Annotated in this window: 22 protein-coding genes and 1 pseudogene; 11 read left to right on the top strand and 12 right to left on the bottom strand. The window is 72.9% G+C overall.

Annotated elements, in window-relative coordinates; all coding sequences use genetic code 11:
- Window positions 1-163: 163 nt before the first annotated feature.
- From FBY23_RS16425 to FBY23_RS16440, 4 genes are read right to left on the bottom strand one after another with little or no spacing between them, the layout of a single operon-like run.
- A complete protein-coding gene (locus FBY23_RS16425) occupies window positions 164-1,444 on the bottom strand; it encodes an MFS transporter (RefSeq protein ID WP_260806040.1) in 1,281 nt (426 codons plus the stop codon).
- Entirely contained in the window at window positions 1,441-1,635 is a 195-nt protein-coding gene (locus FBY23_RS16430) for a DUF3046 domain-containing protein (protein WP_141799123.1), read from the bottom strand. The genes FBY23_RS16425 and FBY23_RS16430 overlap by 4 nt, the downstream gene beginning before the upstream one ends.
- Window positions 1,632-2,180, bottom strand: coding sequence for a DinB family protein (locus FBY23_RS16435; protein WP_141799124.1), 549 nt, complete (start codon window positions 2,178-2,180; stop codon window positions 1,632-1,634). Before FBY23_RS16435 ends, FBY23_RS16430 begins: the two co-directional genes overlap by 4 nt.
- 48 nt (window positions 2,181-2,228) lie before the next feature.
- Window positions 2,229-2,753, bottom strand: a complete 525-nt coding sequence (locus FBY23_RS16440; protein ID WP_141799125.1) for a hypothetical protein — start codon at window positions 2,751-2,753, stop codon at window positions 2,229-2,231.
- A 51-nt stretch (window positions 2,754-2,804) separates the two neighbouring features.
- On the opposite strand from FBY23_RS16440, the gene FBY23_RS16445 reads away from it, so the two are divergent.
- Window positions 2,805-4,169: a TrkH family potassium uptake protein gene (locus FBY23_RS16445; RefSeq protein ID WP_260806042.1), complete on the top strand. Its 1,365-nt coding sequence runs from the start codon at window positions 2,805-2,807 to the stop codon at window positions 4,167-4,169.
- On the top strand, window positions 4,162-4,827 hold the full coding sequence (locus tag FBY23_RS16450; RefSeq protein WP_222117848.1) for a TrkA family potassium uptake protein: 666 nt from the start codon (window positions 4,162-4,164) through the stop codon (window positions 4,825-4,827). The genes FBY23_RS16445 and FBY23_RS16450 overlap by 8 nt, the downstream gene beginning before the upstream one ends.
- Here the strand turns inward: FBY23_RS16450 and FBY23_RS16455 are convergent, their stop codons facing one another.
- From FBY23_RS16455 to hutH, 6 genes are read right to left on the bottom strand one after another with little or no spacing between them, the layout of a single operon-like run.
- Entirely contained in the window at window positions 4,828-5,403 is a 576-nt protein-coding gene (locus FBY23_RS16455; RefSeq protein ID WP_141799126.1) for a DM13 domain-containing protein, read from the bottom strand.
- Window positions 5,404-5,430: 27 nt separating this feature from the next.
- Window positions 5,431-6,588 (bottom strand): imidazolonepropionase, encoded by a 1,158-nt coding sequence (gene hutI / locus FBY23_RS16460; RefSeq protein WP_141799127.1) that lies wholly within the window; start codon window positions 6,586-6,588, stop codon window positions 5,431-5,433.
- The gene (locus FBY23_RS16465; protein WP_141799128.1) at window positions 6,585-7,892 is read right to left on the bottom strand and encodes a formimidoylglutamate deiminase; all 1,308 of its coding nucleotides are present in this window, start codon (window positions 7,890-7,892) and stop codon (window positions 6,585-6,587) included. Before FBY23_RS16465 ends, hutI begins: the two co-directional genes overlap by 4 nt.
- A complete protein-coding gene (locus tag FBY23_RS16470) occupies window positions 7,889-9,097 on the bottom strand; it encodes an allantoate amidohydrolase (protein ID WP_260806045.1) in 1,209 nt (402 codons plus the stop codon). Before FBY23_RS16470 ends, FBY23_RS16465 begins: the two co-directional genes overlap by 4 nt.
- Before the next feature lie 6 nt (window positions 9,098-9,103).
- A complete protein-coding gene (gene hutU, locus FBY23_RS16475; protein WP_141799129.1) occupies window positions 9,104-10,777 on the bottom strand; it encodes a urocanate hydratase in 1,674 nt (557 codons plus the stop codon).
- Window positions 10,774-12,318, bottom strand: a complete 1,545-nt coding sequence (gene hutH / locus FBY23_RS16480) for a histidine ammonia-lyase (RefSeq protein ID WP_141799130.1) — start codon at window positions 12,316-12,318, stop codon at window positions 10,774-10,776. Before hutH ends, hutU begins: the two co-directional genes overlap by 4 nt.
- A gap of 109 nt (window positions 12,319-12,427) precedes the next feature.
- On the opposite strand from hutH, the gene FBY23_RS16485 reads away from it, so the two are divergent.
- Complete coding sequence (locus FBY23_RS16485; protein ID WP_141799131.1) at window positions 12,428-13,186, top strand: IclR family transcriptional regulator; 759 nt, start codon at window positions 12,428-12,430, stop codon at window positions 13,184-13,186.
- Between the two features lie 72 nt (window positions 13,187-13,258).
- Entirely contained in the window at window positions 13,259-14,068 is an 810-nt protein-coding gene (locus tag FBY23_RS16490; protein ID WP_141799132.1) for an NPCBM/NEW2 domain-containing protein, read from the top strand.
- 10 nt (window positions 14,069-14,078) lie between these two features.
- Here the strand turns inward: FBY23_RS16490 and FBY23_RS16495 are convergent, their stop codons facing one another.
- Both FBY23_RS16495 and FBY23_RS16500 read right to left on the bottom strand, forming a co-directional pair.
- Window positions 14,079-14,459 carry a VOC family protein gene (locus tag FBY23_RS16495; protein WP_141799133.1) on the bottom strand — a complete coding sequence of 127 codons (381 nt, stop codon included), beginning with the start codon at window positions 14,457-14,459 and terminating at the stop codon, window positions 14,079-14,081.
- Window positions 14,456-15,910 carry a class I SAM-dependent DNA methyltransferase gene (locus FBY23_RS16500; RefSeq protein ID WP_141799134.1) on the bottom strand — a complete coding sequence of 485 codons (1,455 nt, stop codon included), beginning with the start codon at window positions 15,908-15,910 and terminating at the stop codon, window positions 14,456-14,458. Before FBY23_RS16500 ends, FBY23_RS16495 begins: the two co-directional genes overlap by 4 nt.
- Window positions 15,911-15,970: 60 nt before the next feature.
- Here FBY23_RS16500 and FBY23_RS16505 point away from each other — a divergent pair.
- The 7 genes and pseudogenes from FBY23_RS16505 to FBY23_RS16525 all read left to right on the top strand — a co-directional run.
- A pseudogene (locus FBY23_RS16505) lies at window positions 15,971-17,254 on the top strand (nicotinate phosphoribosyltransferase); the annotation flags it as partial.
- Between the two features lie 27 nt (window positions 17,255-17,281).
- Complete coding sequence (locus FBY23_RS26935) at window positions 17,282-17,866, top strand: isochorismatase family protein (protein WP_160158384.1); 585 nt, start codon at window positions 17,282-17,284, stop codon at window positions 17,864-17,866.
- Window positions 17,863-18,588, top strand: coding sequence for an NUDIX hydrolase (locus FBY23_RS16510; RefSeq protein ID WP_141799136.1), 726 nt, complete (start codon window positions 17,863-17,865; stop codon window positions 18,586-18,588). Before FBY23_RS26935 ends, FBY23_RS16510 begins: the two co-directional genes overlap by 4 nt.
- Before the next feature lie 151 nt (window positions 18,589-18,739).
- Window positions 18,740-19,114 (top strand): helix-turn-helix transcriptional regulator, encoded by a 375-nt coding sequence (locus FBY23_RS16515; RefSeq protein ID WP_141799137.1) that lies wholly within the window; start codon window positions 18,740-18,742, stop codon window positions 19,112-19,114.
- Window positions 19,111-19,617: an SRPBCC family protein gene (locus FBY23_RS26235; RefSeq protein ID WP_174245222.1), complete on the top strand. Its 507-nt coding sequence runs from the start codon at window positions 19,111-19,113 to the stop codon at window positions 19,615-19,617. The genes FBY23_RS16515 and FBY23_RS26235 overlap by 4 nt, the downstream gene beginning before the upstream one ends.
- Window positions 19,614-20,186, top strand: coding sequence for a TIGR03086 family metal-binding protein (locus FBY23_RS26240; protein WP_174245223.1), 573 nt, complete (start codon window positions 19,614-19,616; stop codon window positions 20,184-20,186). Before FBY23_RS26235 ends, FBY23_RS26240 begins: the two co-directional genes overlap by 4 nt.
- Window positions 20,187-20,246: 60 nt before the next feature.
- The gene (locus FBY23_RS16525; RefSeq protein WP_141799138.1) at window positions 20,247-21,446 is read left to right on the top strand and encodes a hypothetical protein; all 1,200 of its coding nucleotides are present in this window, start codon (window positions 20,247-20,249) and stop codon (window positions 21,444-21,446) included.
- Window position 21,447: the final 1 nt, after the last annotated feature.

The following is a 21,447-nucleotide window of genomic DNA, read 5'->3' on the forward strand; positions in this document are numbered from 1 at the left end:
TACAGAGGCGACGCTAGGGCGAGGTCCCGACACAACCTGATCAGTCGTGTCGTGGGTGTGGACAACCCGCCCGGACGTCGTACCTGTGGACAGCCGAGGGACCCTGGCGGGACCCACGTTCTGCCGTACGACCAATCTAGCCGAACACCTGTTCGAAGTCGTGTCAGGCGAGTCGGCGTGTCGCGGCGCCGCGCGACTCCGCGATGGCCCGCGCCGCGCAGCCGAGCACGCCGACGACGAGCAGCAGGCTCCCCAGCGCCAGGGCGGGATAGCCGGCTCCGCCGACCACGACGCCCGCGACCGCGCCGGCGGCCGCGGCGGTCAGGCCCATGACGAGGTCGGAGACGCCCTGGACGTCGGTGCGTACGTCGAGCGGCGCGTGCTCGGCGACGAGGGTGGAGGCCGACACCATGGCGAGCGACCAGCCGACGCCGAGCAGGAACAGCCCGGCGGTCACCTCCCACGACATCCCGGTCGGGGACGACGCGCAGAGCAGCAGCGCGGCGAGCAGGACGACTCCCCCGGCGGCCAGGACCGGCGGCCGGCCGACCCGGTCGGCGAGCATGCCGACGAACGGCGAGAAGGCGAACATGCCGAGCACGTGGACGCTGATGACGATGCCGATGACCTCGAGCCCCGAGCCGCCGTGCTCCATGTGCAGCGGCGTCATCGTCATCACGCCGATCATCGTGGCGTGGGTGAGCGCGAGCCCGGCGATGGCGTAGCCGAGGACCGGGCGCTCACGGACTGTCGCGGCCGCGCGGCTCCACGACGACCCCGTCCGTACGACGCCCGGCACCGTCCGCGCGGCCGCCTCCTGCGCGGTCAGCAGCGGGTCGGGCCGCAGCAGCAGGCCGACGAGGACGGCCGCGGTGAGCATGCCGATGGCACCGATAGCGAACGGCCCGGTCAGCTCGGGGATCCCGACGGCGTCGGCGAAGGAGCCGGCCGGGCTGGTCAGGTTCGGCCCGGCGACGGCGCCGATCGTGGTGGCCCACACGACGAGCGACAGCGAGCGGGCGCGGTTCTCGTCGGTGGCGAGGTCGGTGGCGGCGTACCGCGCGGCGTTGTTGGCCGACGTCGTCGCGCCGAGCATCATCGCGCCGACGAGCAGCAGCACCATCGAGCCGGCCACCCCGGCCAGCACCGCGGTCAGGGCGCCGGCCGAGCCGACGACGTACCCCGTCATCAGTCCGCTGCGACGCCCGCGACGGGCCATCAGTGGAGCCAGCAGGAACGAGATGACCGCGGCGCCGAGGACCTGCGCCGTCTGCGCCAGCCCGGCCATCGACTCCGACCCCGACAGGTCGCGGGCGAGCAGGGAGGCGGTGGCGATGCCGATGGTGATGCCGACGGCGCCGACCGCCTGGGTGAGCACGAGGACCCGGACCGTGCGCCGCTGCACCCCGCCCAGGACCAGGTCGGGCTCGACGACGCCGGTCACCGCTCGCTCTCCGGAAGCTCGCGGACCTCCCAGACCGCGCGCCAGACCTCCTTGGGCGAGACGCCGGCCGCGAGCGCCTCGCTCGGCGTGCGGTGGTCCAGCGTGCCGATCACGAAGCTGTCGGCCCACACGTGGGCGTAGGCCCCACCGAGGTTGCGCTCCATGCGTGCCCAGAACTCGGTGTGCCTCACTCGCCCATGATCCACCGGACGTCCCAGCGGTGGTGCACCAGGTCGTGCAGGTGGTAGCTGCCGAGGGTCTCGACGGTGAAGACGCTGCCGTTGCTGCGCCGTCCCGGGCGGTCCCAGGCGTCGTCGGGGACCCGGTCGTAGGCGTCGGCGACAGCGTCGGCCGCGGCCAGCAGGTCGGGTACGACGTCCGCAGCCCGCTGCTGGTCGTACCGCTCCGCGACGGCGGTCTCGTCCTGGTCCCAGTTCGCGAAGCGCGGGTCGTCCTCGGTGAGCATCTGCTCGACGCGGCCGACGAAGACGCGGTGGACGTCACGGACGTGGCAGGCGTACTCGGTGGGCGACCAGACCGTGGGCTCGGGCCGCTCGCCGGCGCGCGGCGACTCGAGGACGGAGACCCAGAACGCCGCGTTGTCGCGGATGACGTCGCCGAAGGCGACCCGGTCGACGGCTGCCGGGTCGAACCCGCAGTCGGGGCACGGGCGGTCGAGCACCCAGGTCCAGTCCTTGGTGTCGGGGGCGATCTCGGCGGTCGTCTCGTTGGTCACGAGACCATCCTCCTGGCGCGCGAAGACCCACCACGACCCGGGATCCGGTCAATCGCCGTCGATCAACTGCCAGCGCCGTGCTGTGGCCGGGCGGGTGAGCCCGAGCAGGTTGAAGCGGGTCAGCCGGCCGAGGACAGGGCCCGGGTCGAGGTCGAGCAGAGCGGCGACCTCGTCGATCGCCTCGTCGGTGCTCTCGGCCGCGCGGATCACAGCCACCACCTCCTCGAGCCGATCGCCCACGGCGGCCGCGAACCGGAGACGGTCGAGCGCCGCCGCGCGCTCCACCGCGGGGTCCTGGGGATCCGGGGCCCGGCGGACCACCTCGTCGGCGTACTGCTCGCCATCGACGGCCCAGCTCTCCTCGACGCGCCGTGCCATGAGCTGCAGCAGGGCGCAGAGCTGGGGCACCTGGTCGGTGCGGACCACCAGGTCCTCGAGGTCGGACGCCGACACCCGCAGGTGGGGACCCGGGGTACCGGCGTCGGCGTGGGTGGCGAACCAGCCCGAGACGACGACCGACTGGTTGCGGCGCGCGCTCGGCATGGCCGCGGTCAGCTCGCGGGACGGCTCCATGCCCGCACGCTAGCCCGAACCGCGCCGGCGGGGCGGATAGGCTGCGGGATCGTGTCGAGATCGGGAGCCGTGCAGCCACGCGGTCGTCGCCCGTGGCTGCGGCACCCGGCCCAGGCCGTGGTGGTGGCCTTCCTCGTCGCCGACCTGATCGGCACCGCCCTGCTGATGCTTCCTGTCGCCCGGTCCGGCAGCGGTGGCGCCGACCCCCTGACGGCGCTGTTCACCTCGACGAGCGCCGTGTGCGTCACGGGCCTGTCGACGGTCGACACGCCGGCGTACTGGTCGACCTTCGGCGAGCTCGTCATCCTCAGCCTGATCCAGGTGGGTGGCTTCGGCATCATGACGCTCACCTCCCTGCTCACCTTGCTGGTGTGGCGTCGACTCGGTCTGCGCTCCCGGCTCACCGCGGCAGCGGAGACGAAGTCGCTCGGGCCCGGCGATGTGCGCTCGGTGCTGAAGGGCGTCCTGCTCCTCACGGTGCTCTTCGAGGCCGTGGTCGCGGCGGCGCTCACCCTGCGCTTCGCCCTCGGGTACGACGAGTCGTGGGGCCGCGCGTCGTACCTCGGCGTCTTCCACGGCATCTCGGCGTTCAACAACGCGGGATTCGCCCTCTACAGCAACAATCTCGTCGGGTTCGTCGACGATCCGTGGATCTGCCTTCCGATCGCGTTCGCCGTAATCGCGGGCGGGCTCGGGTTCCCGGTCTGGCTGGAGCTGATCCGGCACGGGACCCGGTGGCGGCAGTGGAGCATGCACAGCACGATGACCGTGGGAGCGACGGTCGCCCTCCTGCTGATCGGCACCGTCGCCGTCACCGTGGGCGAGTGGAGCAACCCCGCCACCCTCGGGTCCCTCGACACTCCCGGGCGGCTGCTCGCCGGTTTCTTCCACGCCGTGATGCCGCGGACCGCCGGGTTCAACGCGATCGACTACGGCCAGGTGGAGGACAGCACGCTCCTGGTGACCTGCCTGCTCATGTTCATCGGTGGCGGATCCGCGGGCACCGCCGGCGGCATCAAGGTGACGACCTTCCTGCTGCTGTTCTGGGTGATCTGGGCAGAGGTGCGCGGCGAGCGTGACGTCACGGCGCACGGCCGGCGGATCGCCGACCGCACGATCCGGCAGGCCCTGACCGTCGCGCTCCTCGCCGTCGGCGTGGTGACCGCGGCGACGATGCTCCTCTCGGTGCTCACGGACCTCGCGCTCGACGCGATCTTCTTCGAGGTCGTCTCGGCATTCGCGACGGTGGGCCTCTCGACCGGGATCACCGGCACCCTGCCCGGGTCGGCGCAGCTGGTCCTCGTCGCGCTCATGTTCCTCGGCCGTCTCGGCACGGTCACCCTCGTCTCGGCGCTCGCGCTGCGCGACCGTGACAACCTCTACCGCCTCCCGGAAGGACGGCCCCTCATTGGGTAAGAACCTGACCAACGGTGTGGTCGTGATCGGCCTGGGCCGGTTCGGCCAGTCCCTCGCGCTGGAGCTCGTCGCCCACGGCGAGGACGTCCTCGGCGTCGACTCCGATCCGCGCGTGGTCGCCTCCCTCGCCGGCCGGCTCACCCACGTCGTCGAGGCGGACTCCACCAGCCAGGCCGCGATGCGCCAGCTCTCCGTGGGCGAGTTCTCGCGCGCGGTGATCGGCATGGGGACCAATCTCGAGGCGAGCATCCTGTCCGCGACGGTCGCCCTGGAGCTCGGGGTCGAGCACGTGTGGGCGAAGGCCATCAGCAGCTCCCACGCCCGGATCCTCGAGCGGATCGGCGTGCGCCACGTGGTCCGCCCCGAGCACGACATGGGCAAGCGGGTGGCGCACCTGGTCCGTGGCGAGGAGATCCTCGACTATGTCGAGTTCGACGACGACTACGCCTTCGCGAAGGCACCGGCGCCTCGGGCGCTGCACGGCCGTACCCTCGGCGGCTACGGCGTCCGTCAGGAGTTCGGGATCACGGTCGTCTCGGTCAAGCACGCAGGCTCGAGGTTCGAGTACGCCACGCCCGAGACGGTGATCCGGGCCGGCGACGAGGTGATCGTGTCCGGACCGGCGGCGAAGGTCGAGGAGTTCAGCAACCTGAGCTGATCAGGCCTCGCCTCGACCGATCGCCGCGGTCCCGAAGGCGACGTTGAAGCGGTCGCACCAGATCACGACCGAGCGCATGGCGGAGAGGTCGGCGGAGGCGGGGATCTCGTAGCTCTGGTCGCCTCGGTTGCCCTTGAGCTCGCCGAGGCGGACGTAGGCGTCGTCGTCGTAGATCCCCCACGAGTCGCGGCACCCGTCGCACGAGCCGCCGCTCGGCTTGTCGGTGAGCCAGACGTGGAGGTCGGGGCCGTTGGAGGTGGCGAGGTCCTCGATGCGCAGGAAGCGGCTGCCGTCGCTGCGCCGGTAGACCGTGGCCCGGCCGGCGGTGTCGTGCTCGCCGTCGATGAAGTCGGCCGAGGCGAGCACCACCCGGGTGAGCTCGTCGCCCGACGCGGAGGGCACCGCGGTGTCGGTGAGCCCGCCGCTCGCCGTACCGACGACCGCGGCGGGGTCGTCGGCGTCGTCGGCGGTGCGGTCGACGACGAGCAGCCAGGGCTCGAAGATCGCCAGAGCCGCGACGAGTACGACGACCAGGACGCCCCCGATCGCCAGCCAGGTCGCGCGTCGGCGGCTCATGCCGCCCACCCTAGGCCAGCGTGCCGCTCAGGCGCTCCAGGTGCGCGCGACGAGCGGCACACCCGGCCGGTAGGCCAGGTGCACGTGCGTCGGCGCGTCGAGCAGGACCAGGTCGGCGCGGGCGCCGGGGACGAGCACGCCGACGTCGCTGCGACCGAGAGCGGCGGCGCCACCGGCGGTGGCGGCCCACACGGCCTCGCCCGGGGTCATCCCCATCTCCCGCACGGCCAGCGCGATGCAGAACGGCAACGAGCTGGTGTAGCAGGAGCCCGGGTTGCAGTCGCTGGCGATCGCCACGGTGACGCCGGCGTCGATCAGGCGGCGTCCCGAGGGGTACGGGTGGCGGGTGCTGAACTCGACGCCGGGCAGCAGGGTCGCGACCGTGCCGGCGTCGCGCAGCGCGTGCACGTCGTCGTCGGTGAGGTAGGTGCAGTGGTCGACGGCGGTGAGGCCGAGCTCGGCGGCGAGCCGCACGCCGGGGCCCTCGCCGAGCTGGTTGGCATGGAGGCGACCGCGAAGGCCGGCTGCCGCACCGGCGGCGAGGATGGTGCGGGCCTGGTCCTCGTCGAAGGCGCCGCGCTCGCAGAACACGTCGATCCACGACGCGTGGGGAGCGGCGGCCTCGAGCATCGGGCCGGTGACCAGGTCGACGTACCCCGCCGGGTCGTCGGCGTACTCGGGCGCGACCACGTGCGCACCGAGGAAGGTGGTCTCGTCGGTGAACCGGCGCGCGACCTTCAGCGAGCGGGCCTCGTCGTCGACCGAGAGGCCGTAGCCGGACTTGATCTCGAGGGTGGTCGTGCCCTGGCGGCGCATCTCGGCGACGTGGCGCGCGACGCCGGCCGCGAGCTGGTCGTCGGAGGCCGCCCGGGTGGCGGCGACGGTGGTGCGGATGCCGCCGGCGGCGTACGACTCCCCCGCCATCCGGGCCTGGAACTCCAGCGCGCGGTCGCCGGCGAACACCAGGTGGCTGTGGCTGTCGACGAAGCCGGGGATCACCGCGCGGCCCTGGGCGTCGAAGACCTCGTCGGCGGCGGGCGCCTCGGCCGCGGCGCCGACCCACTCCACCTTGCCGTCGGCGAGGACGACCGCGGCGTCGGTGCGCACGCCGAGCAGGTCGCCCGCCTGCGCGGCCGCCGGGTCGTTGGTGACCAGCTCGCTGATGTTGGTGATGAGCAGGCTCATGCCCAGACCTTCCCGATCGCGTCGGCGAGCGCGCGGCCCACCTGGTCGTGGTTGCCGTCGAAGACGACCTTGCCGTCGCCGACGACGTGGGTGACGTCGGCTCCGGTGGCGGCGAAGACGGCGGTGTGCTCGTCGCCGCCGGTGCCGGCGGTGCGCGCCGAGGCGAGGTCGATGGTGACGAGGTCGGCGCGCTGGCCGACCGCGATCTCACCGGCGTCGGCGAAGCCGAGGCTCCGGTGGCCGTCGGCGGTCCCGGCGAGCAGCAGCTCGGCGGCGGTCCAGTGGCCGCGTGCCTGGCTGGCGAGACGCTCGTTCATCTCGACCGCCCGCATCTCCTCGAAGGCGTCGATGATCGCGTGGCTGTCGGAGCCCAGGGTCAGGACCGCGCCGGCGTCCTGCAACGGACGGGCCGGGCCGATGCCGTCGCCGAGGTCGCGCTCGGTGGTCGGGCAGAACGAGGCGAAGGCGCGCGCCTCGCCGAGCAGCCGGATGTCCTCGTCGGTGAGGTGGGTGGCGTGGACGGCGCTCGTCATCGGGCCGAGCACACCGTGGTCGGCGAGCAGCCGGGTGGGCGTGACGCCGTGCGCGGCGACGCAGTCGGCGTTCTCCTTGACCTGCTCGGAGAGGTGCACGTGGACCGGGGCACCGCCGTCGACCCAGGGGGCGAACGCCTTGAGCGCGTCGGCCGGGACCGCGCGCACCGAGTGGGCCGCGACGCCGATCGCCGAGTCGGCGCCGGTCAGCGGCGCCAGGGCCGCGACGCGCTCGTGCCACGCCTGGGCGCTGCCGTCGGAGAAGCGCCGCTGGACACCCTCGGGCTCGGCGCCGAAGCCGCTGGAGAGGTAGAGCGTGTCGAGCAGCGTGATCCGGATGCCGGCGTCGCGGGCCGCGGCGAGCAGGGCGTTGCCCATCGCGTTCGGGTCGTCGTACGGCGTCCCGTCGGGCTGGTGGTGCAGGTAGTGGAACTCCCCCACCGACGTGTAGCCCGCGGCCACCATCTCGGCGTACGTCGCCCTGGCGAGCTCGTAGTAGGTGTCCGGGTCGAGGCGCCCGGCCACGGCGTACATCTGCTCGCGCCAGGTCCAGAAGGTGCCGCGGTCGGTCTGGGTGCGACCACGCAGCGCCCGGTGGAAGGCGTGGCTGTGGGTGTTGGCGAAGCCGGGCAGGGTCAGGCCCCGCAGCGGTACGCCGGTCTCGGTGGCGTCGGGCACGACCGAGGTGATCCGGCCGTGCTCGACCTCGACCCGGACCGTGTCGTGCACGCGGCCCTCGACCCACGCGTGCTCGAGGAGGTACGCGGTCACTTCACAAGTCCCGTCAGCGCGTCTGCAAGTGCCTCGACGCCGGCCAGACAGTCGGCCATCTCGGCGCTCTCGTACGGCGAGTGCGAGACGCCCGACGGGTTGCGGACGAACAGCATGGCGGTGGGGATGCCGGCGTCCTGCAGGATGCCCGCGTCGTGCCCGGCCTGGGTCGGCAGGACCGGGACGCCCCCCAGGCGTCCCGCGAGCTCGTCGCGCAGCGCGACGTCGAAGGCGACCTCGCCGCTCACGGACTCGGCGGTGACGGTGACCGTGGTGCCGTCGCGCCCGGCGCGCTCGGTGGCCTGGCGCTCGATCTCGCCGACCAGGGCGGCGAGGGCGGCGTCGGACTCGGCGCGGGCGTCGAGCCAGCCGGTGACGTGGGAGGGCACCGCGTTGGTGCCGTTGGGCCGGACGTCGATCCGGCCGAAGGTGGCGCGCTGGCCCTGCACGCGCGCCTGCTTGTTGGCGGCGAGCGCGGTCATCGCGTAGGTCAGCATCGGGTCGACCCGGTCCTCCATGCGGGTGGTGCCCGCGTGGTCGGCGCGACCGGCGATGTCGTAGCGGTAGCGGCCGTGCGGCCAGATCGCGTCGTGCACGCCGACCGGAGCGTCGAGGTCGATCAGGCCGCGGCCCTGCTCGACGTGGAGCTCGACGTAGGTGCCGACCCCGTCGAGCATGGTGGACCCTGCGCCGTCGGCCGGACCCTCGATGACGTCGCCGAGGCGGACGCCCTCGCGGTCGGTGAGCTCGCGCGCCACGTCCCAGGTGGTGGCACCGACCGCGAGCCGGGAGCCGAGGCAGGCCCGGCCGAAGCGCGAGCCCTCCTCCTCGACGAAGGCCGCGACACCGAGGCGCCGGGACGGCACCACCCCGCGCTCACGCATCAGGTCGAGCGCGGCGAAGGAGGAGACGACACCGAGCGGGCCGTCGTACGCACCGCCGTCGAGGACGGAGTCGAGGTGGGAGCCGGTAAGGACCTTGCCGGTCGCGGCGAAGTCGGCCGCCGGCCCCCACCACGCGACCAGGTTGCCGAACGGGTCCTCCTCGATCTCGAGCCCGCGCGAGGTGGCCGCCTCGCGGAACCACGCACGGAGCTCGAGCTCGGCCGCGTGCCACGGCTGGCGGAAGTAGCCGCCGGAGGACGCCGAGCGTCCGACGGGCGTGAGGTCACGCCACATCTGCTCGAAGTCGGCAACCTGGTCCACGCCTGCTCAGCCTTCCTGCATCGGGATCCGGACGCCGCGCTCGGCAGCGACCTCGATGGCGCGGTCGTAGCCCGCGTCGACGTGGCGGATGACGCCCATGCCGGGGTCGTTGGTCAGCACGGCCTCGATCTTCGCAGCAGCGAGCTCGGTGCCGTCGGCGACGCAGACCTGGCCGGAGTGGATCGAGCGGCCCATGCCGACGCCGCCGCCGTGGTGCAGCGACACCCAGGTGGCGCCGGAGGCGACGGCCGTCATGGCGTTGAGCAGCGGCCAGTCGGCGATGGCGTCGGAGCCGTCGAGCATGGACTCGGTCTCGCGGTACGGCGAGGCGACCGAGCCGCAGTCGAGGTGGTCGCGACCGATCACGATCGGCGCCTTGAGCTCACCGCTCCTGACCATCTCGTTGAACTTCAGGCCCGCCAGGTGGCGCTCCTTGTAGCCCAGCCAGCAGATGCGCGCCGGGAGGCCCTGGTAGTGGACCCGCTCCTGCGCCATGCCGATCCACTTGTGGAGCCGCTCGTTGTCGGGGAACAGCTCGAGGATCGCCTTGTCGGTCGCGGCGATGTCGGCCGGGTCGCCGGACAGCGCGGCCCAGCGGAAGGGGCCCTTGCCCTCGCAGAACAGCGGGCGGATGTACGCCGGCACGAAGCCCGGGAACTCGAACGCGCGGTCGTAGCCGCCCTTGCGTGCCTCGTCGCGGATCGAGTTGCCGTAGTCGAACACCTCGGCGCCGGCGTCCTGGAACTCCACCATCGCCCGCACGTGGGCGGCCATCGACGCCTGCGCGTCCTTGGTGAAGCCCTCCGGGTCGCGCTCGGCGGCGGTGTGCCAGTCCTCGAAGGCCACGCCGACGGGGAGGTAGGACAGCGGGTCGTGCGCCGAGGTCTGGTCGGTCACGATGTCGATCGGCGCCTTCATCTCGAGCAGCTGCGGGAAGATCTCCGCGGCGTTGCCGAGCAGGCCGATGGACAGGCCGCGCTTCTCGTCGCGGGCCTGGACGGCCAGCTCGAGGGCGTGCTCCAGGTCGTCGGCCTGGACGTCGAGGTAGCGGTGCTCGATGCGGCGGGTGATCCGGCTCTGGTCGACGTCGACACAGATCGCCACGCCGTCGTTCATGGTGACGGCGAGCGGCTGGGCACCACCCATGCCGCCGAGGCCGGCGGTGAGGGTGATGGTGCCGGCGAGGGTGCCGTTGAAGCGCTTGTCGGCGACCGCGGCGAAGGTCTCGAAGGTGCCCTGCAGGATGCCCTGGGTGCCGATGTAGATCCACGAGCCGGCCGTCATCTGGCCGTACATGGTCAGGCCGAGCTCCTCCAGGCGGCGGAACTCCTCCCAGTTGGCCCAGTCGCCGACCAGGTTGGAGTTGGCGATGAGGACGCGCGGGGCCCACTTGTTGGTCTTCCACACGCCGACCGGCTTGCCGCTCTGGACGAGCATGGTCTCGTCGTCCTCGAGGTCGCGCAGGGTGCGCACGAGGGCGTCGTACGCCTCCCAGTTGCGGGCGGCCTTGCCGGTGCCGCCGTAGACGACGAGGTCCTCGGGACGCTCGGCGTTCTCGGGGTCGAGGTTGTTCATCAGCATCCGCAGCGGCGCCTCGGTCTGCCAGCTCTTGGCAGTGAGCTCGGTGCCGGTCGCGGCGTGGATGGGCAGGCGGGGGTTGTCGAGCTTCTGGTCGGTCATGCGAGTTCTCCGATCACGTTGGCGACGGCACCGGTGACGGACCGGTCGGCGACGAGCTGGTAGGCGATTTCGATATCGGGGGCGAGGAACCGGTCGATGCCGGGACCGCCCACGCCGGCATTGCGGAGCAGCTCCACGACGGCGCCGGTGGCCGGGCTGGGGGTCAGCGGGGCGCGCAGGTCGAGCGCGCGGGCGGCGGTCATCAGCTCGATGGCCAGCACGCGGGTCAGGCCGTCGACGGCCCGGCGCAGCTTGCGCGCGGACGACCAGCCCATCGAGACGTGGTCCTCCTGCATCGCGCTGCTGGGGATGGAGTCCACGCTGGCCGGGTTGGCGAGACGCTTGAGCTCCGAGACGATCGCGGCCTGGGTGTACTGGGCGATCATCAGGCCCGAGTCGACGCCCGGGTCGTCGGCGAGGAACGGCGGCAGGCCGTGGTTGCGGGCCTTGTCGAGGAAGCGGTCGGTGCGACGCTCCGCGATCGAGGCGAGGTCGGCCGTGACGATCGCGAGGAAGTCGAGCACGTAGGCGACAGGCGCGCCGTGGAAGTTGCCGTTGGACTCGACGCGGTTCTCGTCGGCGAGGACGACCGGGTTGTCGACGGCCGAGGCGAGCTCGCGGGAGGCGACGGAGACGGCGTGGGCGACGGTGTCGCGGACGCCGCCGTGCACCTGCGGCGAGCAGCGCAGCGAGTAGGCGTCCTGGACCCGGTTGCAGTCGGGGCCGCGGTGGGAGGCGACGACGCCGGAGTCGCGCAGGATCGCGGTGAGGTTGGCCGCGGAGGCCGCTTGGCCGGGGTGCGGGCGGATGGCCTGCAGCTCGGGGGCGAACACGCGGTCGGTGCCGAGCTGGCCCTCGACCGACATCGCGGCCGAGATGTCGGCGACCTTGAGCAGGTCGGTCAGGTCGTTGATCGCGAGCACCAGCATGCCGAGCATGCCGTCGGTGCCGTTGATGAGGGCCAGGCCCTCCTTCTCCTGCAGCTCGACCGGGGTGAGACCGGCCGCGGCGAGCGCGCTGGCGGCGTCGGTCAGCTCGCCGGCCGCGTTGCGGACCGGTCCCTCGCCCATGAGCGCGAGCGCGCAGTGCGCGAGCGGGGCGAGATCGCCGGAGCAGCCGAGCGAGCCGTACTCGTGGACGACCGGCGTGATGCCGTGGGTGAGCAGGCCGGCGAGCAGCTCGGCGGTCTCGCGGCGTACGCCGGTGTGGCCGGTCGCGAGGGTCGACAGGCGCAGCAGCATGAGGCCGCGGACGACTTCGCGCTCGACCTCGGGGCCGCTGCCGGCGGCGTGCGAGCGGACCAGCGAGCGCTGGAGCTGGGCGCGCAGCTCGGGAGCGATGTGACGGGTGGCGAGGGCGCCGAACCCGGTGGAGACGCCGTAGTGGGGCGTCGGGGACGCGGCGAGGTCCTCGATGACCGCGCGCGCCTTGTCGATCGCGGCGAGGGCCTCGTCGCTGAGCACAACAGCGGCGCCGCCACGGGCGACCGCAACCACGTCGTCGAACGAAACCGCGCCCGAACCGATCGTCACTTTCTCCATGCCTCGATCTTGGGCCCTGGGACTGGCGCCCACCAGCGTCCCGCGGCATGATCGGTCTCAGATCCGAGACACCCTGGACCGGCCTCGCAGCCGTGGGAGGACGTACGACGTGGCACAGGTACCCGCAGCGACCCGGGCCCTGCGGGTCCTGCGCTTCCTCGCCGGCCAGCCGGAGCCGGTCGCCGTCGAGCGGATCGCGCGCGAGCTCGGGATCCCCCGCTCCACGACGTACCACCTGCTCCAGGCGATGGCCGACGAGGGTTTCGTGGTGCACCTGGCCGACGACCGCCGCTACGGCCTCGGCGTCGCGGCGTTCGAGGTCGGGTCCGGCTACCAGCGGCAGGCGCCGCTGCAGCGCCTGGCCCGGCGCCCGCTCGCCACCCTCGTCGACCGCACCGGCCACAGTGCCCACCTCGCGGTCCCGCACGGCCGCGACGTGCTCTACGTCGTCGAGGAGCGCGCGCCCGGCCGGCCGCCGCTGGTCACCGACGTCGGCGTACGGCTCCCCTCGCACCTGACCGCCAGCGGCCGCGCGATCCTCGCCCATCTGCCTGCCAGCCAGGTCCGTGCGCTCTACCCTGACCGGGCCTCCTTCGTCGACCGCACCGGTGTCGGCCCGGGCTCCCCCACCGCGCTGCGATCGGTGCTGTCCGAGACCCGGCAACGCGGGTTCGCGATCGAGGACAGCGAGGTCACCGCGGGCATGGCGAGCGTCGCGGCGGCGGTGCTCGACCACAACGAGATGCCCGTCGCCGGCGTGGCGATCACCTACCCGACCGAGGAGCTGGACGAGCGCCAGCGCGAGCGGCTGGCCGGCGCGGTCGTCGCGACGGCCGGGACGCTCAGTCGGCGGCTGCGAGGCCGGTAGGGGTCCTGCGACAGGTGCGACCGGCGTGACGGATGGGGTTTCGGCAACCCTTCTCGTGGGGATCGGTCCCCCATGAGAATCCTCACCGCTGGGCCGTCAGCACTGCTGCTGACCGCCGCACTCGCCCTGGCCACCCCCGCTGGCGCCACGACCGCACAGACGCCGTCCTCGGCCGACCGGGCCGCCGCCGGCCCGGCCATCACCATCGCCGTCAAGAGCCCCGTGGTCACGCGCGGCAAGAAGGTCGTCGTCACCGGCACCGTGACCAACAAGAAGGTCACCAAGGTGACCCTCCAGCAGAAGCGCAAGGGCACCTCGTGGAAGGCCCAGGCCACCGCCAAGGTCAAGGCCGACGGCACCTACAAGCTCAAGGACAAGACCACCACCGCGGTGACCCGGAAGTACCGCGTCATCAGCGCGACCGGGCCCAAGAAGAAGTCCGCGAAGGTCACCGTCGGGGTCTACGAGTGGAAGGACCTGACGAAGCTGAAGGTCCGCACCAGCATGGGCTGGAGCCAGCAGAACACGGTCCAGATCAACGCGACGACCTACAGTCCCGCGCTGGTCGGCTACGTGTGGAGCGGCCCGTCGTTGGTCGACTACAACCTCAACCACAACTGCATCTCGCTGCGGGCCCGACTCGGTCTCAGTGACAGCTCGGACTCGACGGCGCAGGCGACCATCTCTGTCCTCAGCGACGACACCGCGGTCTACGCGAAGTCCTTCCGCCTGACCCAGTCGGAGGTCGTGACCGTCCCGCTGGGAAGCCCGTTCCGCGTCGGCCTCAGCTTCACCGCCGACAACCCGGGCAACCTGACGCCGGCGCCCAGGACGGTGCCCGTCGCCGCCGACCCCGAGGTCTTCTGCACCTCGGGGAAGTAGCCGGTCCGGCTCAACGCTCTGCCGCGAGGTCGGCTCCGGGATTGCCCCCGAAGCCGACCTCGTTGCCGTCCGGGTCGCGGTAGATCACCTTGCGCACGCCGTCGCCGTAGACCTCCTCGGTGGCCGGCTCGACACCGCGCTCCGCGATCGCCGCGACCCGGGCGTCGAGGTCGTCGACGAAGAGCGTCTGGGCGGCGTAGCCCGCCCGTTCCGGTCGCTCCTCCACGACCAGCCAACGGTGCGGAGCCACCTCCCAGACCGACTCCGACTCGTGCGCCATGAACGACGGCGGCCCACCGAGCAGCGCCTCGTACCACGGTCGGGCCCGCGCGTGGTCGCGCACACAGATGCCAGCGAACAGCTCGACTCCGTCAGCCAGGAACTCGCTCATACAGGGGTGGACCCGGAGGTCGCGCCGGAGTCATCGGTACGCCGCACCCGGGCCGCCCACCACGCGTGGACCTCGGCGTCCCCGCCGTAGGCCGTGGTCATCACCCGGCCGGTGGCCGCCAGCAGGTGGGGCCGCTCCCCGGCGTCCGCCGCCTGGGCCCGGCGCGCCAGCGCGGCGCCCTCGGCCCAGGCCGCGGCGTCCGTGGGCAATGGCAGCGCGGCGAGCTGGCGCGCGCTGACCTTGACCGAGCCGGGGGTCAGGCCGGTGCCGAGGTAGCGGGCGGCGGCGTGCGCGACCACCGGCGGCGCGAGCAGCACGGCCAGCAGCCGCCACAGGTCCGACCGGTCGTGCGGTACGACGCTCACCACCGGCACCGACGGCAGCCAGGCCCCTGCCTCGTCGGCGACCGCCTCGATCACCCGGCCCTGCCCGGCGACCAGCAGCTTGGGGACCAGCCGTGCCTCGGCCCACCGGGCGAGGGCGCCGTCGGCACGCAGGGCGGCGAGGTCGACGGCGGGGGCGTCGTACCGCCGGCGGGCAAAGCGCGTCGGCGCCCTCCCCCAGCGCGACTCGGCGGGGTCGATCAGGCCGGTGGTGACCAGCGGGGTGCCACCGGGCAGGCGGTCGTGGACGAAGGGCGCCAGACCGTAGTACTGGTCACGGAAGTCGGCGGTGCAGGTGGCGAGGTCACCGAGCACTCCGGAGCCGGTGAGGGCGACGGCGGGGATGCCGAACCCGGGTGCGGCGAGCGCCCCCCAGCCATCGGGCTCGGTCGGCGGCGTGGCGCCGATCCGTACGACCGGGACGCAGGTGAGCACGGTGGTGCCGTCGAAGACCGGCCGGTCGCCGCACCAGAAGTCGGTGACGGCGCCGTGCTCGGCGACCGCTGCCCGGACCGGGCCGGCGTCTCGGGTGGCGAGGACCGACAGTGGCTGCACGAGGGCGACGACGCCGCCCGGGCCGGCCAGGTCGAGCGCGCGGTGCAGGAAGACCGCGCTGGTGTCGGTGTAGGCGCCGAGGGCCCGCCGGTGAGTCTCGCTCCGCCCGGCGGAGTGCCGGCGCAGCTGTCCCAGGAAGGGCGGGTTGCCGACGACGGCGTCGAACCTGCGCCCCTCCCACGCGGTCAGCCCGTCGGCGACGACGACCCGCTCGGCGATCTCCGCGGCCGGTACGTCCGGCGCCAGCGCCTGCAGCCGCTCGCGCGCGATCCGTACCGCCTCGGGGTCGAGGTCCGAGCCGTGCACCGCCCGGACGCCCAGGCGCTCCGCGGCGGCGACGAGGAAGTGCCCGGTCCCGCAGGCGGGATCGAGCACCGAGGCGGCGCCGGGCAGCGTGCGGTCGAGGATCCAGGCGACGAGATCGGGCGGGGTGTAGAACGACCCCTGGGCCCGGCGCCGGTCGGGCTCGTGCTCGGCGAGGTGCCGTTCATAGGCATCAGAGGCACCCGCCATGCTGGTGAACGCTAGACCACCGCGTTATAGTCATACTGACTACAACATCCAGGAGTCGCGATGGACCGCACCGGACTGCTCACCGACCGCTACGAGCTGACCATGCTCGACTCGTTCGTCCGCGACGGGAGCGCCCACCGCCCCGCCGTGTTCGAGGCCTTCGCCCGCCGGCTGCCCGAGGGCCGGCGCTACGGGATGCTCGCCGGGCTGGGCCGACTGCTCGAGGCGATCGAGTACTTCACCTACGACGCCGACGAGCTCGCCTGGCTGCAGGAACAGGGCGTCATCGGCGCCGAGACGGCCCAGTGGCTGGCGGAGTTCCGGTTCTCCGGCGACGTCGACGGCTACCGCGAGGGCGACCTCTACTTCCCCGGCAGCCCGATCCTCACCGTCACCGGCACCCTGGGCGAGTGCCTGCTGCTGGAGACGCTGGCGCTGAGCATCCTCAACCACGACACGGCCATCGCCAGCGCGGCCGCTCGGATGGTCGACGCGGCCGGCGGGCGGCCGATCATCGAGATGGGGGGACGCCGCACCCACGAGGAGGCGGCGGTCGCGACGGCCCGCGCCGCCTACCTGGCGGGCTTCGCGACGACCAGCAACCTCGCGGCCGGGCGCCGGTTCGGCGTACCCACCGCCGGCACCGCCGCCCACGCCTTCACCCTGGCCCACGACACCGAGGCCGAGGCCTTCCGCAGCCAGGTCGAGGCGCTCGGCGTCGGCACCACCCTGCTGGTCGACACCTACGACATCGCCCAGGGCATCCGCACCGCCGTCGAGGTCGCCGGCACCGGCCTCGGCGCGGTCCGGATCGACTCCGGCGACCTGGCCGAGGAGTCCCACAAGGCGCGGGTTCTGCTCGACTCGCTCGGCGCGACGGGGACCCGGATCGTGGTCACCAGCGACCTCGACGAGTTCGTCATCACCGCGCTCGCGGACGCCCCCATCGACGGGTACGGCGTCGGCACCCGCGTCGCCACGGGCTCGGGCCACCCGACCGCGAGCATGGTCTACAAGCTGGTCGCGATCGCCGACGCGCCGGGCGAGCCGCTGCGCTCGGTCGCCAAGAAGTCCAAGGACAAGGGCTCGGTGGGCGGGCGCAAGCACGCCTTCCGGGAGTACGACGCCACCGGAACGCTCGTCGCCGAGTGGTTCACCGGCCAGGACGCTCCTTCGCCCGGCCCTGGCGCCCGGCCAGTCCAGGTCGCCCTGATCCGCGCGGGCGAGGTCGTGCACCGGCCCGCGCTCACCGAGGTCCGCGACTTCGCGGCCGCGACCCTGGCCACCCTGCCGGCCGAGGCCCGCACGGTCGCCGCCGGTCCGGCGTACCTCACCACCACCCTGCGTGACCCAGCACGAGAGGAGACAGCGATGGACAGCACCCGCGCCCTGGTCGTCGTCGACGTCCAGAACGACTTCGTCGAGGGCGGCTCGCTCGGCGTCACCGGCGGCCGCGAGGTCGCCGAGCGGATCAGCGCCCACCTCGCCGACCACGCCGGCGACTACGCGGTGGTCGCGGCGTCCCGCGACTGGCACCACGCCGGGGAGACCAACGGCGGCCACTTCCACGCGCCCGGCGAGGAGCCGGACTTCGTCACCACCTGGCCGGTGCACTGCGTGCAGGGCGAGGCGGGCTCGGAGTACGCGCCCGAGCTGGTCACCAGCGCCGTGACGCACCATGTCGTCAAGGGCATGGGCGAGCCGGCGTACTCGGCCTTCGAGGGGGTCACCGCCGAGGGCGCGCGGCTGGCCGACGTCCTGCGCGGCGCCGGCGTCACCGAGGTCGATGTCACGGGTATCGCCACCGACTACTGCGTCCGGGCCACCGCGCTGGACGCCGTGAAGGCGGGCTTCCGGGTCCGGCTGCTCGACGGGCTGCACGCCGGCGTCGCCCCCGACTCGTCGAAGGCGGCACTCGAGGAGCTCGCCGCGGCCGGCGTGGAGGTGGCCCGATGACCTTCACCTCCGAGCACCCGCCGTTCGCCGTCGCCGTCGACCTGGCCGTGTTCACGATCCGCGACGGCGCGCTCGCCGTCCTGCTGGTCGAGCGCGGCGAGGAGCCCTTCGCCGGCTCGTGGGCGCTGCCCGGCGGCTTCGTCGAGCCGGACGAGGACGCGGAGCAGGCCGCCTGGCGCGAGCTGCGCGAGGAGACCGGCCTGGGCGAGTCGGCGCGCTTCTCCGGACACCTCGAACAGCTGCGCACCTACTCCGCCCCCGACCGCGACCCGCGCCAGCGCGTGGTCTCGATCGCCCACGTCGCCCTGGCCCCCGACCTGCCCGAGCCGCAGGCCGGCACCGACGCCGCTGACGCCCGCTGGTGGGTGGTCGACGACCTCCTCGAGGGCCCCGACGACCTGGACGGCCCGACGCTGGCCTTCGATCACCGCCAGATCCTGCTCGACGCCCGCGAGCGGGTCCGCGCCAAGCTGGAGTACACGACGCTCGCCACCGAGTTCGTCGCCGAGCCGTTCACCCTCCCCGAGCTGCGCCGGGTGTACGCCGCGGTCTGGGGCTCCCCGCCCGACCTCGGCAACTTCCGCCGCAAGGTGCTCGGCACCGACGGGTTCGTGGTCCCGACCGACGTCCGCGGCGAGGCCACCGAGGCCGGCGGGCGGCGGGCGCTGCTCTACCGGCGGGGCCCGGCGACCGTCGTACAACCGCCGATGGCGCGGGGCTGATCCTTTTCGCGGAGGCATGCGGTTTGGTCCCAAACCGCATGTTCTCTCGGCGTGTCGTTGCGGTTTGGGACCAAACCGCAACGGTTCTCGCGGACTCACGTACTCAACCCAATGGTTGACAAGCGCCCGATCAATGCCTTTAATCAACCACATGGTTGAGCAAGACGACCGGCTGTCGCGGGTCTTCGGCGCCCTCGCCGACCCGACCAGACGCGACATGGTGGCCCGGCTGGCGGCGGGCGACGCGACGGTGAGCGAGCTCGCGGCGCCGTACGACGTCTCGCTCCAGGCCGTCTCCAAGCACCTCAAGGTGCTCGAGGAGGCCGGCCTGGTGCGGCGCAGCCGCGACGCGCAGCGCCGTCCGGTCCATCTGGATGCGGAGGTGTTCGACCTGATGACGAAGTGGATCGAGCGCTACCGGCAGCAGGCCGAGGAGCGCTACCGCCGACTGGACCAGGTCCTGGCCCGGATGCAGGGCAAGGACACCGACCCGAACGAGCAGCGACACGAAGGAGCAGCAGGATGACCACGAGCAGCACCGCACCCGAGACCCTGATCGAGGCCGACCCCGACGTCCCCACGGTCCGGATCGTCCGCGAGTTCGACGCCCCGCGCGACCTCGTGTTCCGCGCGCACGTCGAGCCCGAGCTGGTCAGGCAGTGGCTGGGACCCGACACGGTCGGCATGGACATCGGCGTCTGGGACATCCGCACCGGCGGCGAGTACCGCTACACGGCGACTCGCGAGGGCGTGGAGATCGCCCACTTCTACGGTGCGGTGCACCGGGTCGACCAGAACGAGAGGATCGTGCAGACCTTCGGCTTCGAGGAGATGCCCGAGGCGGTCAGCCTCGACACGATGGTCTTCGTCGAGCTTCCCGATGGCCGCACCCGACTCGAGTCGCTCTCGGTGGTCTACGACTTCGAGTCGCGCGCCGGCATGCTCGCCAGCGGCATGGAGGTCGGCATCAACGAGGGCTACGCCGCCCTCGACCGCCTCCTCGCGTCGCTGACCGGGGCGGGCAGGTGATCCCGGACGGGCCCGCCGAGGAGCACCGCAGCATCGCGGCCACCTTCGGCGATCGGGTCCGGGGCGTGGCGGCCGACGGATGGGACGCACCCACCCCGGTGCCGGAGTGGCGGGCGCGCGACGTCGTACGCCACCTCGTGGAGTGGTTCCCCGCCTTCCTCGCCGACGGCTCCGACATCGAGCTCCCGCCCGGCCCGGACGTCGACGCCGACCCGGTCGCCGCGTGGGAGCACCACGCCGCCGCCGTCCAGGCGGTCCTCGACGACCCGGCCAACGCGGAGGTCACCTTCGCGCACCCCCGTCTGCCTCAGATGCCGCTCCCCCGCGCGATCGCGGAGTTCTACACCGGCGACGTCTTCATGCACACCTGGGACCTCGCCCGAGCCACCGGCCAGGACGACACGCTCGACGCGGAGCGCTGCCGCACGATGGTCGAGGGCATGGCGCCGCTCGACGAGATGCTGCGCCAGAGCGGGCAGTACGGCGCGAAGGTGCCGGTCGCCGAGGACGCGCCCTGGCAGGACCGGCTGGTCGGGTTCATCGGCCGCGACCCGCGGTGGCGCCCCTGACCCACTCCGTGTGCGTCGACCACTACGGTCGACGCACACGGAACGTCTTGGGGGTCTCGGATGCAGCTGATCGTCGACAACGCATGGATCATCCTGGTGGCCGGAGTGGCGCTGGGGCTCCTCGGCGCGCTGCGCCGCCGGCGGGTGTCCGCCGGGCAGCGCCGACACCCGGCGGCTGAGCATCCCGGTGGCCGGTTCGAGCCGTACGAGCAGACCCACGAGGACATCGACGAGGCGCTCGAGGAGGCCCGCGAACGGCGCGACGCCGCGTTGGCCCGGCATGACTACCCGGAGGCGCGGCGGTGGGCGACCGAGGTGGTCCAAGGTCATCCGGAGGAGGACTGGCTCGACCTCATCGAGCTCGGCACGGCGACCGCGCTCGACGGCGATCACGAGCAGGGCTGGCAGATGGTCGACCACGCGGTCGAGCAGTGCGAGCGCGCGGAGCCTCGGTTGCTGCCCGCGATGCTCGTCCACCGAGCCATCGGCCTCCTCATGTCCGGGGCCCCGAGCGAGCGTTTCATCGCGGCCGCCGAGGCGGCGAGGCGGGCGAGCCCACGCGACGAGAACCTCACCGTCCCGCTGCTGTGGTCGTTCGCCTACCAGGGACGCTTCGACGAGGCCGAGGAGCTCGGGCGGCAGCGCAGCTGGAGTGACGACGGGGGCATGGTGGCCAGCATGCTCGACATGGTCGCCACCTTCCGCCGGGTCGCCGAGCAGACCGGCACCACCCTCGAGGACCTGCACCGCCGAGGGTTCTTCACGCCCCTGTGGGACGAGCTGCGCGCCCAGCAGCTCGGGTTCGGCCTGTCGGACGCTCTTACGGCACTCGACGAGACGATGCCCCCAGCGCTCAGGGATGTCCTGCGACGTCCCGCCGGCGAGAAGGCGATCGCGGAGTCCGGTGGGGAGCGCAAGGTCCTGGCCTGGCACGACGGGCAGGACGCCGGCGCCGGTGCGGCGTGGGGCCTGGACGGCGACTTCCGCCTGATGTCGTGCGCCGAGATCCAGACGATGGATGCGGCGATCGACGCGTCCCCCGAGAAGTTCCAGCAGTGGGACGTCGAGAACGTCTACGGGGTGGCCACGCAGGTCATGACCGACGACCGGGGCGGCTACCTGATCACGATCGGTGGCGGGCGCGCGGTCCTGCGGCGAGAAGGCGTCGACGACGTCGCCGTCGCTCCCACCCTGGCCGACTTCTTCTGGGACCGGGTGGCGGCCTGGGGAGGACGCGATCCCCGTCCGCCGGCACGCTGAC

Source organism: Nocardioides sp. SLBN-35, from assembly GCF_006715725.1.
In the GTDB taxonomy this organism is placed as follows: domain Bacteria; phylum Actinomycetota; class Actinomycetes; order Propionibacteriales; family Nocardioidaceae; genus Nocardioides.

Coding starts and splice junctions, on each gene's coding strand:
- FBY23_RS16515 (WP_141799137.1), top strand. CDS start 18,740: ATGGTTGAGCAAGACGACCGGCTGTCGCGGGTCTTCGGCGCCCTCGCC.
- FBY23_RS16525 (WP_141799138.1), top strand. CDS start 20,247: ATGCAGCTGATCGTCGACAACGCATGGATCATCCTGGTGGCCGGAGTG.
- hutH (WP_141799130.1), bottom strand. CDS start 12,318: ATGGAGAAAGTGACGATCGGTTCGGGCGCGGTTTCGTTCGACGACGTG.
- hutU (WP_141799129.1), bottom strand. CDS start 10,777: ATGACCGACCAGAAGCTCGACAACCCCCGCCTGCCCATCCACGCCGCG.
- FBY23_RS16490 (WP_141799132.1), top strand. CDS start 13,259: ATGAGAATCCTCACCGCTGGGCCGTCAGCACTGCTGCTGACCGCCGCA.
- FBY23_RS26235 (WP_174245222.1), top strand. CDS start 19,111: ATGACCACGAGCAGCACCGCACCCGAGACCCTGATCGAGGCCGACCCC.
- FBY23_RS16440 (WP_141799125.1), bottom strand. CDS start 2,753: ATGGAGCCGTCCCGCGAGCTGACCGCGGCCATGCCGAGCGCGCGCCGC.
- FBY23_RS16455 (WP_141799126.1), bottom strand. CDS start 5,403: ATGAGCCGCCGACGCGCGACCTGGCTGGCGATCGGGGGCGTCCTGGTC.
- FBY23_RS26935 (WP_160158384.1), top strand. CDS start 17,282: ATGGACAGCACCCGCGCCCTGGTCGTCGTCGACGTCCAGAACGACTTC.
- FBY23_RS16495 (WP_141799133.1), bottom strand. CDS start 14,459: ATGAGCGAGTTCCTGGCTGACGGAGTCGAGCTGTTCGCTGGCATCTGT.
- hutI (WP_141799127.1), bottom strand. CDS start 6,588: ATGAGCCTGCTCATCACCAACATCAGCGAGCTGGTCACCAACGACCCG.
- FBY23_RS16510 (WP_141799136.1), top strand. CDS start 17,863: ATGACCTTCACCTCCGAGCACCCGCCGTTCGCCGTCGCCGTCGACCTG.
- FBY23_RS16500 (WP_141799134.1), bottom strand. CDS start 15,910: ATGGCGGGTGCCTCTGATGCCTATGAACGGCACCTCGCCGAGCACGAG.